The sequence below is a fragment of the Oleiharenicola sp. Vm1 genome (genome assembly GCF_047777955.1).
In the GTDB taxonomy this organism is placed as follows: domain Bacteria; phylum Verrucomicrobiota; class Verrucomicrobiia; order Opitutales; family Opitutaceae; genus Didemnitutus.
On record NZ_CP180537.1, the window covers coordinates 4,480,874 to 4,495,137 of the forward strand.

Consider the following 14,264-nt stretch of genomic DNA (forward strand, 5'->3'; position numbering starts at 1 on the left):
CGCCCCGCGACGCTCCTAGCCTGACCCACCCATGAAGACCTTCGCCCTCTCCCGCCGCCTGCTGGCCGCGTCCGCCCTCCTGCTGTCCTTTTCCTTTCCCCGCCTGGCCCATGCCGCCGCCGACCTCGCCGCCTCGCCCAACGCGGCGCACCCGCTGGCCGTCGGCGCGCGCGTGCCGGACGCCACGGTGAAGACGATGGACGGCGCGAACGCCTCCCTCGCGGCGCTGCTCGGCGGCCAGCCGACCGTGCTGATCGTCTTCCGCGGCGGCTGGTGCCCGTATTGCACGCAGCACATGGCCGAGCTGGCCGAGGCCGAGCCGAAGCTGATGGAGCTCGGCTTCCAGATCGTGGCGCTCAGCACCGACCAGCCGAAGAACATCCGCTTCCTCACGCAGGAGAAGCACCTGCCCTACCGCCTCCTCTCCGACCGCGACATGCAGGCCTCGCGCGCGCTCGGCCTCGCCTACCGCGTCGATGCCGGGATGCAGAAGAAATACGCCGAGTGGAACATCGACCTGCCGGCGGTCCCCGGCGACGCCGCCGCGCGCTGGCTGCCCGTGCCCGCGGCCTTCGTCATCGCCCGCGACGGCACCGTGCGCTTCGTGCACGCCGACCCGGACTACAAGGTCCGCGTCAGCGGCGAGAAGCTCCTCGCCGCCGCGCGCGACGCGGTCCGCTGAGCGCGGGGATTTTGCTTCGCCTCGCCGGACCAAAGTTGCTCGGCTGGTCGGCATGTCGACGCACTCGATCGCATTCATCGGCACCGGCGTGATGGGCCGCAGCATGGCCGGGCACCTGCTCCAGGCCGGCCACACGCTCCACGTGCACAACCGCACGAAGGCCAAGGCGCAGGAGCTCCTCGCCGCCGGCGCCACCTGGCACGACACGCCCGGCGCCGCCGCCGCGCAGGCGGACTTCGTCATCACGATCGCCGGCTACCCGCGCGACGTGGAGGAGACCTACTTTGGCCCGCAGGGCGTGCTGGCGCACGCGCGTCCCGGCGCGGTGCTGATCGACATGACCACCTCGAGCCCCGAGCTGGCGCGACGCATCGCCGCCGCGGCCCCCGCGCACCGCTGCACGGCGCTCGACGCGCCGGTGACCGGCGGCGACGTCGGCGCCCGCGAGGCGCGGCTCTCGATCATGGTCGGCGGCGACGAGGCCTCGTTCGCGCGCGCGCGTCCGCTCTTCGAGCGCATGGGCAAGATCGTCGTCTTCCAGGGCGGGCCCGGCTCCGGCCAGCTCTGCAAGCTCGCCAACCAGATCGGCATCGCCTCGGTGATGATGTCGTGGTGCGAGGCGCTCAGCTTCGCCCAGCGCGCCGGGCTCGATCCCGCGCGCGTGCTGGAGAACATCGGCGGCGGCGCCGCCGGCAGCGTGGGCATGACCGTGCTCGCCCCGCGCGCGCTGCGCGGCGACTACGCTCCCGGCTTCTACGTGAAGCACTTCCTCAAGGACCTGCGCCTCGCGCTCGAGGCGGCCGAGGTCATGAAGCTCGACCTGCCCGGCACGCAGACGGCGAAGAAACTCTACGACGAGGTCGCCGCGCGCGGCTGGGAGGATTGCGGCACGCAGGTGCTCCTCCGCCTCTACGCGGAACGGGCCTAGATTTCCTTCGGCTCGAGCATGGCCAGGCCGCGCATCGTCGCGTCGGTGACGGCGCGGTAGCTCCATTTGCCCGGCCAGTCACGGCGCAGGATGACGTCGAGGCGGTCCGCGCCGCCGGACACGGCGACGTTGCGCCGGAGCGGCGTGCCGGTGGCGGCCAGCAGCGGCAGGCGCTCGGCGCTGGCGCGGATGAGGCTTTCGACGACGGCGGACAGCATCTGCTCGCGCGTGCTGGCGAGCGTCAGGCCGGTGAAGGCGCCCTGGCGCTGCACGATGCTCGTGCGTTCGCCGGCCATGTAGGGCTCGAAGCGCACCGAGCCCGACGCCTTCGGCCCGAGCTTGGCCAGCCGGCGGAACTCCGCCTGGAACTCCCCGATCTGCGTGCCGGGATACATCTGGTCGCGCACCCAGTAGATCGCGGAGGCGACGGCGGCGAGCGTGCTGACCTGGAGGAATTTCCTCGATGCCGAGGGCGCGGGTGAGCAGGCGCTCGTGCGGCTGCGGCTTATCGGTGCAGAGCGCGAGCACGTCGGTGGAGCCGGTGACGTTGAACAGCTGGCCGACCTTCGCGCCGGCGAGGATCATGCCCGCGCTGCCGTCCATCAGGCCGACGAGCATCGGCGTGCCGGCGCGCAGGCCGAACGCGCGCGCCGCCGCCGGCGTGATGCGCCCGCCGATGCGGTCGGCCTCGTGGACCTCGGGCAGGAGTTTCTGGTCCACGCCGAGGTTGGCGCAGAGTTCGTCACTCCAGCCGTCGAGTGTGAGGGTGCGGTAGAGGCCGGTGAACGAGGCGTTCGACGGATCGGTGACGCGTGCGCCCGTCAGGCGGCGGTGCAGGAAGGTGTTGAGGTGGCCGACGAGGTCGGCGCGACGCAGGCGACGCGGCTCGTGCTTTTGAAACCACGCCCAGGTGGTCGAGCTGATGCCGCCGGGAAACGGCCGGCAGCCGCACGCCTGCAGGTGCGCCTCCTTACCGAAGCGCGCCTCGATCTCCTCCGCCTGCGCGACGCTGCGGCGGTCCTGATGCGTGACGATCGGCGTGAGCGCCTCGCCCTGCGCGTCGAGCGCGACCCAGGCCGGGCACATGACGGCGAGGTGGATGGCGTCGACGTTCCGGGCGGCCCCCTGCAGACCGGCGATGGCGGTGCGGACGGCGCGCAGCAGCTCGTCGGGCTCGACCTCGACCTTCGGGCCGTCGCAGCGGGACTTGAAGAAGGCGCGGGGGATTCCGCGAGGACTTTCTTGCCGCGGAGGATGCCCGCGATGACCGAGGAGGAACCGACATCGATGCCGAGGATCGTCGCCATGGGCGCGCACGCTAGACGTCCGGCAGGCCGGGGCAACGCTGGGCTGGGGCGCATCGTTGCCGCGGCGGAATCGGGCGGGGTGCGTCAGCGCGCCCCGCGGGCGGCAGCGCGGCGCCGGGACACGCGACCGGCCGGGCGGCTCAGCGCTTTTCGCACATCAGGGCGAAGAGGTTGCCGTCGGGGTCGCGGAAGAAAGACGTCCAGAGCTCGTGGTCGGGCATCCGGGCCGTCAGGCCGGGCGGACGCTCCTCGCGGGCGCCGCGCGCCTTGATCGCGGCGTGGGCGGCGTCGATGTCGGGCACGAGGTAGTAGAGGATCGACGGGGCGTGGTCGACCTCGGGCGAGGACGGCAGGCTGAGCATCAGCCGCACGCCGCCGACGTCGAGGAAGGAGAGATTCGGGCCCGCGTCGAACAGGTGCGTCAGGCCGACGACGTCGCGGTAGAACGCCGCCAGCGCGGGCACGTTCTGCGTCGTGATCGCGATCTGCCGCAGGCGGGTGATCTCGGCGGGCACGGGAGGAGGCCGGCCGGTTCAGGCGGCGGGCGCGGCGCGCTGCGGGAGGAGCTTGAGGCCGAGCCAGCCGGCGAAGATCACGACGGCGAAGTTCGCGATCCAGAACCAGGCCGGGTGCGGGAGCGCGAGGAGGTTCATCAGCGAGGCGACGATGAAGAGGCCGGTGACCATGACGCCCTGGCGCGGGCCGCCATCGGAGGAGAAGCGCCCGGCCACGTGGGCGCCGGCGGTCACGCCGACGAGGTAGCTGAGCAGCACGAGCAGGAAGGCGCCCGTGGGCAGCGACTTGAAGTAGGCGGCCATCGCGGCGGCGTCCTTGGGGTTCAGATCGGGCGGCAACGGGTAGAAGACGCGCTGGCTCACGGTCTGGACCGCGAGGATCAGCATCATGCCGGTGAGGGCGCCGGCGAGGGCGGCAAGGGTGTTGCGCAGGACTTCGTTCATGGGCGGCGGGTGCGCGGAGCATTGCGCGCGCGGCCGGTGAGTAAAGCCGCGTTTCGGAACGGGCGCGCCGCGGCGCTAGGGCGTCACGCTGACCGCGAGGGAGGGCGAGACCGTGCGTTTCCGGAAAACGGGCTCCTTCACGCGGCGGCTGGTGCGGTGGACATCGAGCAGCACGGCGCTGACGGGGAAGACGGCCCCGGAGCGGATGGCGAAGACGTTGGCGGCCTCGAGCGGATCCTCCGGCGGCGGCGTGAACAGCGGGCGCTCGAGCTCGGTGTCGGCGGGGTCGTAGAGGTAGTGCTTCTTGCCGTAGCGGTAGAGGAGGATGGTGTGGCCGCGGGCGCCGTCGGGGGTGTTGACGTAGTAGGTGAGCAGCTGGCCGCGGGCGGGGGTGCCGAGCGTCTCGAGCCGCCGCCAGTTGAGCAGGCAGTAGAGGAAGCAGCCGCGCGGGAGCTTGTTGTCGAGGAGCGCGGTGAGCGGCGGCTGGTCGGAGGCGCCGTCGATCACCCGCGTGAAGCCGTCGTGCAGGCTGCGGGCGAGCGCGAGGTAGTGCTGCTTGTCGGCGCGGACCTGGCCGAGCTGCTGCGAGAGGCTCTGGGTGCCGTCGCTCTCGGTGTAGAACCAGAGCAAGCCCTCAAACTCGAAGACGAGCGCGTAGAACTTCGCCGGATAGCGGACGGTCGGCGTGGCGTTCTCGACCAGGACAACGCGCGACCACGTGTCGGGGCCCAGCAGCTCCCGGCCCCAGAAAGCCGACTCGCGGCTGTCGGCGCGCGCCCCGGCGCCGGCGAGGGCGGCGGCGAGCAGCGCGAGGGCGAGGCGGCGGAGCATGCCGGAAAGATAGTCCGAAACGCCGGGCGCGGGTAAATTTTTCGACCAGCCGCCAGGGCGGCCCGACGAAAGCGCGCCGCGCCGGGACGAAGCGGGACAAAAAAAGAGCCGGGCGGTGAAGCCCGGCTCGATTTAACACACACTGACAACCTATACGGACAAATCAGAACTCGCGCGAGAGGCGCACATACCAGAACTGCGGCTCGATGATGGCGATGCCGGCGTTGTAGCCCTGGCTGGCGACGAGGTAGCGCGGCGGCTCTTCGTTGAAGACGTTGCGCACACCGACGGTGATGCGGGTCTTCCAGAGGCCGGAGTAGCTGACCTGCGGGTTGACGATGATCTGCTGCTCCTGCTTCGGCGTGATGTAGCCGCTGACGATCGTGCTGGAGGGCATCTCGCCGAGGTAGTTCACGAACACGGACGCGGCCCAGTCGCCCTTCTTCCAGGCGGTGGTGAAGTTACCGCGCCAGAGGGCGGAACCGTCGGTGCCGTCGATGTCGGTGACGGAGGAGACGCCGAGCGAGTTGATGTTCTCGCGCTCGAACTTGGCGACGTAGGTGGCCTCGGCGCCGAAGCGGAACTGGCCGAGCTTGGCGGTCTTCCAGGTGTAGGAGATGCCGAAGTCGTAGCCTTCGTAGACCTGCTTCGAGGAGTTATACCAGTCGGTGCTGATGTAGTCGAGGGCACCGACGGTGATGCCGGCGGCGGCTTCGGCGGCGGTGACGGGCTTACGAACGACGCGACCGGCAGGCAGCGTGAGCTCGTTGGTGAGCGTGAAGGTGGCGCTGTCGCGGGTGATCAGGTTCTTCTGGTCGAACTTGAAGTAGCCGGCTTCCATCGTGAGGCCCTTGAGCATGCCGGTCGGAACCTCGATGACGGTGCTGATGGAGCTCGTGTTGGTCTCTTCCGGCTGCAGGTTCGGGTTGCCCTTGCCGAGGGTCTTGATCTGGGCGGAGGGCTGGTCGGGACGGCGCGGGTCGAACACGGCGCTGGAGGTGAAGCTCACCGAGCCGGCGCTGTAGAGATACTGGAGGTCCGGGGCGCGGAACGACTGCGAGTAGGAGCCGCGGAGCATGAGCCACTTGTTCGGGCGGTAGGCCAGCGCGACCTTCGGCTTGGTGGTGGTGCCGAAGTCCGAGTAGTCCTCGTAACGCGCGGCGAGCTGCGCCTCGACGGCGCCGATGCCGGAGTTCTTGGCCAGGATCGGAACGCTCAACTCGGAGTAGAACGAGGTGACGTTGCGCTTGCCCTGGTAGCCGAAGCCTTCGGAGCCGCCGACGACGTTGCCGTTCTCGTTTTCGAGGGTGCGGACGTCGTTGATGTTCTCCTTGCGGAACTCGGTGCCGACCGCGAGGCCGAGCTTGCCGGCCGGGAGGTCGAAGAGCGAGCCGCTGGCGCTGAGCTCATACATGTTGCTCGTGAAGGTGGTCTTGGTCGGGTTCGAGCCGGAGTAGTAGTCCGTGATGAGCGGGTCCTCGGCGCCGAACGGATTGGCGTAGCGCTTCTGGCCGTTGATCACGACGCCGTTGAGCGCTTCCTGGACGCGGCTGTCGAAGGCCGTGCCGGGGGAGGCGTTGTAGAAGCTGCCCTGGGCATACATGGCGGAAGCCTGCCAGGACCAGTCGTCGACGAGGTCGCCCTTGAGGCCGACGACCATGCGCGGGTAGTCGGAGTTCGTGTCGTTGACGCGCGCACCGGCGTTCACGAGACGGTAGGTGCTGAGCTCGATGCTCTGGCCGGCACTGCCGAAGTAGCGCGTGCCATAGGGATTGTAGGGATTGTCAGCGGCGACGACGAGGCGGCCGTTGGTGCCGGAACCCTTGTCCGTCGTGGTGAACGGCGAGGGAGCGGCGTGGTTGGTCGCCGTGATGCGGCGGTAGAACAGGTCGGCGAAGCCGGAGATCTTGTCCGTGAACTCGTGGTTCAGGTAGAACTGGAAGCCGAAGTTGTCCTGCTCGGGCGACAGCCAGGTGTCCTGCTGGAAGTCGTAGAGGCCGGCGCCGGTGGCGCGCGAGACCGCGACGGCATTGCCCGGTTGCGGGTCGCTCGTCGGGTTCAGGTAGGTGCGGATGGTGTTCGTGCCCGGGAGGAAGAAGCGGGACGGGAACGTGCTGGACGAGCGCCAGTCGATGCCGGTGATGGTCGTGTCGGCCGCGTCGGTCTCGACCTGGCCGGTGCCGGAGCGGTCGTTGCGCAGGTCGGCCGTGCGGGACCACGAGTAGTCGCGGTCGGCGATGGCGTTGCGCTTGTAGATGTCGGCCATGGCCGTGATGCTCGTCTTGCCCGAGCGCGCGCCGGCGATGACGAAGGCCGAGGTCTCGAGCGAGTCGTTGCCGAAGGTGTTGCCGACGGAGACGTCGACGCCGACGCCGGTGTAGTCGCGCTTCAGCTTGATGTTGAGCACGCCCGCGACCGCGTCGGAACCGTAGATGGCGGAGGCGCCGTCCTTGACGATTTCGATCGAGTCGACGGCGGAGGCCGGGATCTGGCGGAGGTCGACGACGGTCTGGAAGCCGTTGAAGGTGCCCGCGCCCGACGGAGCCGCACGGCGGCCGTTGATGAGGACGAGAGTGTTGTTGTTACCGAGACCGCGGAAGTTGACGGTCGAGGTGCCGGACGCGAAACCCGTGCTGGAGCTCAGCGGCGTGATGGAGGCACCGGTGTTGAACGGCATGGCGCGCAGCGCGTCGTCCACGGTGGAGAAGCCGGTCGACTGCAGGCTTTCCGAGGTGATGCGAACGACCGGGCTGGGCGTCTCGGCGTCGACGCGACGAATGCGCGAGCCGGTGACTTCGAACTGCTGGAGCTTGACGGTGTCTTCCGGCTTCGGAGCGTCGCTCGTCTGGGCGAACCCAGGGGTCGCGGCGAGGACGGCGATCAGCGCGCTCAAAACCGAGGCGCCCGCCATCCGCGAGGGATGCGAGGTATTCTTGTTCATAGTTTGGTTGGTGTCCGCACGCACGCACGTGGGCGCACGCGGGCATCGCGCACAGAACTCCCGGCTCCGTCAGCGAACAACGCGCCGTCGACTCGTCGTGCGGCGAATACGACGAACGCGTCGAAATATCAGCCGAATGCGACGACCAACCGTGCCACCGCGGTGAAGACAAAGACGAAGTCCGGCGACGCTTCAGGCTGGGGAGCCTGCCGGCGATCGAATCAGAAAAGATGCCATCCGGAGTCGGGCGAGCGGCAAGGGCCGCGCATCAGTCCGTGGGTCCACGCGGGACCGATGGCGGGGTCCGCCGCCGACCCGCGGTCCCGGTGCCGGCGCAGCCGCCTCCGGTCACTTCAGGCGATCGAGCACGCCGCGGTAGCTCGGCCCGATGGGCAGCGCGGTGCCGTCGTCCAGTTCCATGCCGTGGCTGCGCGCGAGCATGGGCATCACGCGCCGCACGCAGTTCAGGTTGACGATGGTGCTCTTGTGGATGCGGACGAAAATCTCCGGATCGAGCATCTCCTCGATCTTGGTGAGCGTCATGCGCACCATCAGGCCGCGGTCCTTGAGGTGGAGCTTGACGAAATCCCCCTGCCCCTCGACCCAGCGGATGTCGGCCTGGTTGAGGAAGTGGAGCTGGCCGTCGGCCTTGACCACGAGGCGGGAGAAATCGACCGCGCCGGGCGCGGGTGCCTGCGGCGCCGGTGCGGCCGCGCCCTGCAGTTTATCCAGCAGCTCACGGAGGGCCTGCTCGGTGGCGCCGAACGTGCCGGCGCGGATGCGGCGCTTGGCCCGGTCGAGGGCCATGTGGAAGCGCTGGTCGCTGTAGGGCTTCACCAGGTAATCGACCGCCTGGAGCTCGAACGCGCGCAGGGCGAACTCGTCGTAGGCGGTGACGAAGATGATCTCGGGGCGTTCGCCGGCGGGCAGCTTGTTCAGCATCTCGAGGCCGGTGAGGATCGGCATCTGCACGTCGAGGAAGACGAGCTGCGGGCGAAGCTTGCGGATCGCCTCCATGCCGCGCTCGCCGTCGGTGGCTTCGCCGACGATCTCAATGTCGCTCTCGTTTTCCAGCAGGGTGCGCAACGCGCGCCGGGCGGGACGCTCGTCGTCGACGATGAGGACGCGGATCTTTTCCATGGGGATCAGGCGTGACTGGGAAGGCCGGCCGCCTGCAGGGGCAGTTCGATGCGGACGAGGCAGCCTTCGGGGTTGTGGAGATCGTATTCGAGCCGGTGGGTCGGGCCGAAGGCCCGCTCCAAGCGCGCGCGCGTGGCCTGGAGGCCGATGCCATGGTTGTCGCGCGCGTCGGCCTTGCGGCCGCCCTCGGCCGGGTCGTTGAACACCTCCAGACGCAGCCGGTCGCCGGGCACACGGCGCGCGGTCACGCGGACGCGGCCCGGGTTGCGGCGCTGGGCGATGCCGTGCTTCACGGCGTTCTCGACCAGCGGCTGGAGGATGAGCGTGGGCACGAGGGCGTTGAGGCAATCCTCGTCGGCGTCGAAGTCGGTGATGAGCTTTTCCTCGAAGCGCACCTTTTCCACCGAGAGGTAGCACTGCGCGTAGTCGAGCTCGCGCCAGAGCTCGATCTCCTGGCGGCCGCCGTTGGCCATGAGCTGGCGGAGCAGCTGCGAGAGCAGCGAGATGGCCTCGACCGCCTTCTTCGAGTCGCCCTCGCGCATGATCGAGGCGATGGCGTTGAGGGAATTGAAGAGGAAGTGCGGCTGGACCTGCTGCTTCAGCGCGGCGAGCTCGGCGCGGACGAGCTGGGTGTGCAGCTGCTCCTCGCGCAGCTCGGTCTGGACCTTGTGGTTGACCAGTTCGCGCACGTAGTCGGCGGCCACGACGATCCAGTAGATGTAGAAATCGATGAAGGAGCGCGCGCTGAGCATGCCCCAGATCGCGTCGATGCCGTAGTCCTCGAGGCGCCACCAGCCGAAGGTCACGTTCAGCGCCCAGAGACGGACGATGTTGCACCAGGCGAGCAGCGTGACCGCGGCCAGCACGTGCAGCGAGAAGCGGACGACCAGGTTGCGGTGCCGTTCCTGCAACTGCTGCCGCAGCATGAACACGGCCGGCGTGAGCAGCGCCCACAGCCAGGCGCGATACATCTGCGCCACCCAGAGCACGAGGTGGCCGCGCGGCGAGTCGGGCATCTGCGACAGGCCGATGTAGGTCTGGATCGACAGCAGCACGCCGACGGCGGTCCAGACGCCGAAGATGAAGAGCCAGTTATGCCGTCGTGGTGCGGGCACGGCGGTCGTTAAGCCCGCCGGCCCGCCGAACGCAAGCATCGGAACGCCGGAGGAGTTTTCGTCCGGCGCGCGCGGGACGGGTTTGGCGGGCTCGGGGCGCCCGTTGATCGTGGATCTTTCCGTTTTCGTCGATAAACGCCGCGCCGGCGGCCGGCTCAGTCGCCCCAGCAGATGCCGAGGGCGCGGCCGGTGCGAACGAGGTCGCCGTCGATCGGCACGGTCTTCAATTTGCCGACGGCTTCGGCGATCGGGATGGAGATGATGTCCGGCGGACGCGAGGCCACCATCTGGCCGTAGCAGCCCTCGTCGATGAGGCGCACGGCATTGGCGCCGAAGCGGGTGCAGAGCAAGCGGTCGAACGTCGTCGGCACGCCGCCGCGCTGGAGGTGGCCGAGCACGCAATTGCGCACTTCCTTGCCGGTGCGGCGGGCGATCTCGTCGGCCACGACCGCGCTGATGCCGCCGAGGCGGGCCTCGCGGTTCTTCTCCTCGGGGCCGCCGTGGGTGACGAAGTCGCCGCCCTTGATGCGGGCGCCCTCGGCCACGACGACCATGGTGAAATGCTTACCCTCGGCCTCGCGCTCGACGATCTTGCGCACGATGCTCTCGTAGGTGAATTCGATCTCGGGGATGAGCACGACGCTCGCGCCGCCCGCGATGCCCGAGTGGGCCGCGATCCAGCCGGCGTAGCGGCCCATCATCTCGACCACGATCACGCGGTTGTGACTCTGGGCGTGGGTGCGGAGGCGGTCGATAGCATCGGTGGCGAACGAGACCGCGGAGTCGAAGCCGAAGGTCACGTCCGTGCCCTCGAGGTCGTTATCGATGGTCTTCGGCACGCCGACGATCGGGATGCCGGCGTTCATGCACTGCAGGCCGATGGAGAGGGAACCGTCGCCACCCACCACGACCAGGGCGCGCAGGCCGAGGGCGTCGAAATTGCGCTTTGCCTCGGCGAGGACGGCGGGGTCGATCTCGCGCTTCTCGCCGTGGCCGGCCTTGGCGACGAAGCGACCCTTGTTGGACGTGCCGAGGACGGTGCCGCCGAGATAGAGCAGGCCGTCCATCTCCTGGTAGTTCATCGGGCGGGCCTGGACGGGCGAGAGCAGGCCATCGAAGCCGCCGTAAATGCCGAGGGTTTCCCAGCCGCGACGGTCCGCGGCCTTCACGACCGCGTAGATCACCGCGTTGAGTCCGGGGCAGTCGCCGCCGCCTGTAACGATACCGATGCGTTCTTTCATGCGTGGGTGTGGTTGAGAGTAAGTCCTGCGGGGGCAGGAGCTGATCATTCAATCCACCCGGTGCAGGCGCTCAACCCCCAACTGTGTTCAAACCTGTGCGCATTTGGGCGAACGTTGCGCATCCCTTGGTGCAAGCCGCTCCGCCGGAACAAAAACCCCGCACGCGCCGCTGCCGCCGCTGGATCGTCAAATCCCCGTGACGCGGTCGGGCCTGTTCATGCGCTAGGCCACGGCCTCGAGCGCGCCGATGTCCAGGGTGCCGCGGGACGCCTCGGTCTCCGGACCGGGCGGCCGACCGGTGAGAGCCACGACCTTGCCGCCGGCCAGGGTGACGACCTGATCGGCGACCGCGAGGAAGGCCGGGGTGTGCGAGGCGACCAGAACGGTGCGGCCGGCGGCGCGGAGCCGTTGGCAGAGGGCCACGAGCGCCTGCTCGGCCTTGGCATCGAGCGCGGAGCTGGGTTCGTCGAGCAGCAGGACCGGCGCATCCAGATAGAGTGCGCGCACGATCGCGAGGCGCTGGCGCTGGCCGCCGGAGAGGTTGGCGCCGTTTTCGTTCAGGTGGGTGAGGAAACCCTGTGGGAGCTGCTCGATGAACTCGAGCGCGCCGACCTCGCGGCACAGCCGAAGTGCCCGCTCCATGTCGGGCTGCAGGTCGCCGGGCGCGAGATTTTCGAGAATCGTGCCGGAAAGCAGGTGCGTCTGCTGCGGGACGACCGCAAGGTGCCGCCGCAGGCTTTCGAGGCGGAAATACTGGAGGTCATGCTCGCCCAGGAAAACGCGGCCCTCGCTCGGCAGGTAGAGGCGCTGGAGCAGAGCCAGCAGTGTGCTTTTTCCGCAACCCGATTCGCCGACGAGCACCGTGATCCTGCCCGCGGGAACCGTGAGCGTGATGTCCTGCAACGTGGCGGTGCGGCCGGCGTGCTTGAACGAGACGTGCTCGAAGCGGATCTCGCCGAGCCGCGCGGGGGTGAGTTTGATCGTGCCTTGATCCTTTTCGAGCTCGAGGTCCATGATCTCGAACAGGCGGTCGGTCGCGATCAGCGTTTCCTGGATCTGCGTGTTGAGGCCGAGCAGCGCCGTGAGGGGGCCGGTGAGGTAGCCGGCGAGCGTGTAGCACGACATGAGCTGTCCGGGCGTGAGGCTGGCGTCGAGCACGAGGCCGGCGCCGAGCCAGAGCAGGCCGATGAGGTAGACCTGTGTGAGGAACGCACCCGCCGTGCCGGTGCCGAGCGCCGCAAGGCCGGCGCGCCAGCCGGTCTTGAGCAGCCGCACGAGCCGGATTTCGGTGCGCAGCTCGGCATGCTCCTCGAGCCGGAAGCGCCGCAGCGCCGGCTGGGCCTGAAGCGACTCGACCAGCTGCGAGTCGAAGTCCGCCGCGCGTTCCATGATCTGGCGCTGGTAGGTGCGGTTGCGCAGATCGATGAACCAATAAAGCGCGGCGTTCAGCGGCAGTAGCGCGAGCGAGAGGAGCGCGAGTTTCCAGGACCAGAGGAACATCGCACCGAGCGAGAAGGCGAGGATCAGCGGGTTGAGGACGAGGTTGAGCAGCGCGCCGTTGAGAAAATTCCGGACCTTCACCGCGTCCGCTATGCGCGAGGTGATCTCGCCCACGCGCATCGAATCGAAGAACGGCTGGGGCAGCCGCATCAGGTGGTGATAGTAGGCGAGGATGAGCGTCGCATCGATCTGCTGCGCCGTGCGCATCGAGAGCAGCGACTGGAACACCCCGAGCAGGAGCTTGAAGGCGAGGATGACCAGCATCGCCACGCCGAGCAGGTTGAGCAGCGAGCGATTCCCGTCGGGAATGACCTGGTCGACGATCTTCTGGACGTAGACCGACATCGCCAGACCGAGGATCGTGGTCACCACCGCGCCGACGAAGGCCTGTCCGAGCACGCTGCGATGGGGCGCCAGCAAGCTCCACAATCGCCGCCACGGCGACACCGTCGTGTCGCCCGGCCGGAAGTCCTCACCCGGAGCCACGAGGATCAACACGCCGGTCCAGACCGCCTTGAATTTCTCCTGCGACCACTTTTCCACGCGGCCGACCGCCGGGTCCATGACGCGGGCGTGCCTCGGCGACCACTCCACGAGCACGACGTAGTGCAGGAGCTTCTGATCGATCAGGCAGTGCGCAATCGCCGGCAACGGCACGGTCGGCAACGCCTCGGCCGGACCCTTCACGCCCTTCGCCGTGAACCCGATCTGCCGCGCCGCCTCGACGAGTCCCAGCGCCGTGGAACCGCGTTGGTTCGTCCCCGCGAGCTGGCGCCAGCGCGCCACCGGCACATCACAGCGATAATGCGCCCCGATGAAGCGCAGGCACGCCGCGCCACAGTCGGTGATGTCACGCTGACGGAAGTCTGTCATCCTCACGTGATGAACGCAGGTGGAAGCATGTTAGCGTGCGTCCGCATGCAGCATCCGATTAGGTCGTGCCGTTGTGGTCATCGCAGCCCGACTGGCAGACTCAGGTAGGCACCTGTTCCATCCACACGCGAAGCCCACCGAGATACGGCGTCACAGGTGTCCGGACTTGTTGGATGTCGACAAGGGAGCCGCAGGGATGGCTGCATCCAGCAAACGGACGTGCGCCAGTGCGCATGTGAGCAACAGCAGCAGAAGCACTAACCAAAGAAATCGCGATCGGTAGAGCTCGGCTGAACCGGGCCGGTCGGGCCTAAACCAGAGGAAAGCCACGGCAATCGGAATCAACGAACTGACTTCATACACCGAACCGAACGCCACTCCCAAGCATACCAGAAAGGCGCAACTGGCCAGTTGCTTGAGTTCGGCAGCGCTTCTTGAGTGATCGTAAGGCATGGCTGAAACCCACAAAGGCCCGCCTCGCGACCAGTTGAGCCAGAAACAGCGAGGCGGGCGAGAGACGATGTGGATTACTTAAGGCCCATGGACCCCGGCAACATCCCCGGGTAAGGAGTCCAATTGCCAGCGCCGCCACTCGTCGGAGTAAACAGCCAATCGACAAAGTTCACCGTCTTCTGCGCGGCATACCCAATCATGCGCCCCAGATTGATATGCGCTTCGGAGCCGCCAACGATGCTCTCGAGTTCCGATCTGCTGAGTTCGATGTTTTTCATGGTCGTAGCCTATATT

Annotated in this window: 13 protein-coding genes and 2 pseudogenes; 2 read left to right on the forward strand and 13 right to left on the reverse strand. The window is 68.2% G+C overall.

Annotated features, from left to right (window positions below):
• Nucleotides 1-31 precede the first annotated feature (31 nt).
• On the forward strand, nucleotides 32-682 hold the full coding sequence (locus tag ACMYLB_RS21395; protein ID WP_415908968.1) for a peroxiredoxin-like family protein: 651 nt from the start codon (nucleotides 32-34) through the stop codon (nucleotides 680-682).
• A gap of 52 nt (nucleotides 683-734) precedes the next feature.
• On the forward strand, nucleotides 735-1,610 hold the full coding sequence (locus ACMYLB_RS21400; RefSeq protein WP_415908969.1) for an NAD(P)-dependent oxidoreductase: 876 nt from the start codon (nucleotides 735-737) through the stop codon (nucleotides 1,608-1,610).
• Here the strand turns inward: ACMYLB_RS21400 and ACMYLB_RS21405 are convergent.
• The 13 genes and pseudogenes from ACMYLB_RS21405 to ACMYLB_RS21465 form a co-directional block, all read right to left on the reverse strand.
• Entirely contained in the window at nucleotides 1,607-1,732 is a 126-nt protein-coding gene (locus tag ACMYLB_RS21405; RefSeq protein WP_415908970.1) for a hypothetical protein, read from the reverse strand. The two genes, ACMYLB_RS21400 and ACMYLB_RS21405, sit on opposite strands and share 4 nt — an antisense overlap.
• A gap of 24 nt (nucleotides 1,733-1,756) precedes the next feature.
• Nucleotides 1,757-2,119: pseudogene (locus ACMYLB_RS21410) on the reverse strand (hypothetical protein); the annotation flags it as partial.
• A 133-nt stretch (nucleotides 2,120-2,252) separates the two neighbouring features.
• Nucleotides 2,253-2,927 (reverse strand): annotated as a pseudogene (locus ACMYLB_RS21415) (FGGY family carbohydrate kinase); the annotation flags it as partial.
• Between the two features lie 130 nt (nucleotides 2,928-3,057).
• A complete protein-coding gene (locus ACMYLB_RS21420) occupies nucleotides 3,058-3,432 on the reverse strand; it encodes a VOC family protein (RefSeq protein ID WP_415908971.1) in 375 nt (124 codons plus the stop codon).
• 18 nt (nucleotides 3,433-3,450) lie between these two features.
• Nucleotides 3,451-3,876, reverse strand: a complete 426-nt coding sequence (locus ACMYLB_RS21425; RefSeq protein WP_415908972.1) for a hypothetical protein — start codon at nucleotides 3,874-3,876, stop codon at nucleotides 3,451-3,453.
• A gap of 75 nt (nucleotides 3,877-3,951) precedes the next feature.
• Nucleotides 3,952-4,707: a hypothetical protein gene (locus ACMYLB_RS21430; protein WP_415908973.1), complete on the reverse strand. Its 756-nt coding sequence runs from the start codon at nucleotides 4,705-4,707 to the stop codon at nucleotides 3,952-3,954.
• Between the two features lie 163 nt (nucleotides 4,708-4,870).
• The gene (locus ACMYLB_RS21435) at nucleotides 4,871-7,648 is read right to left on the reverse strand and encodes a TonB-dependent receptor plug domain-containing protein (RefSeq protein WP_415908974.1); all 2,778 of its coding nucleotides are present in this window, start codon (nucleotides 7,646-7,648) and stop codon (nucleotides 4,871-4,873) included.
• A 348-nt stretch (nucleotides 7,649-7,996) separates the two neighbouring features.
• Nucleotides 7,997-8,788, reverse strand: a complete 792-nt coding sequence (locus ACMYLB_RS21440) for a LytR/AlgR family response regulator transcription factor (protein ID WP_415908975.1) — start codon at nucleotides 8,786-8,788, stop codon at nucleotides 7,997-7,999.
• Between the two features lie 5 nt (nucleotides 8,789-8,793).
• Nucleotides 8,794-9,903 (reverse strand): sensor histidine kinase, encoded by a 1,110-nt coding sequence (locus ACMYLB_RS21445; protein WP_415908976.1) that lies wholly within the window; start codon nucleotides 9,901-9,903, stop codon nucleotides 8,794-8,796.
• A gap of 155 nt (nucleotides 9,904-10,058) precedes the next feature.
• Nucleotides 10,059-11,144 carry a 6-phosphofructokinase gene (locus ACMYLB_RS21450; protein WP_415908977.1) on the reverse strand — a complete coding sequence of 362 codons (1,086 nt, stop codon included), beginning with the start codon at nucleotides 11,142-11,144 and terminating at the stop codon, nucleotides 10,059-10,061.
• Between the two features lie 222 nt (nucleotides 11,145-11,366).
• Nucleotides 11,367-13,517, reverse strand: coding sequence for a peptidase domain-containing ABC transporter (locus ACMYLB_RS21455; protein WP_415908978.1), 2,151 nt, complete (start codon nucleotides 13,515-13,517; stop codon nucleotides 11,367-11,369).
• 150 nt (nucleotides 13,518-13,667) lie between these two features.
• Nucleotides 13,668-13,970, reverse strand: a complete 303-nt coding sequence (locus ACMYLB_RS21460) for a hypothetical protein (protein WP_415908979.1) — start codon at nucleotides 13,968-13,970, stop codon at nucleotides 13,668-13,670.
• Between the two features lie 74 nt (nucleotides 13,971-14,044).
• Nucleotides 14,045-14,248: a hypothetical protein gene (locus tag ACMYLB_RS21465; RefSeq protein ID WP_415908980.1), complete on the reverse strand. Its 204-nt coding sequence runs from the start codon at nucleotides 14,246-14,248 to the stop codon at nucleotides 14,045-14,047.
• Nucleotides 14,249-14,264: the final 16 nt, after the last annotated feature.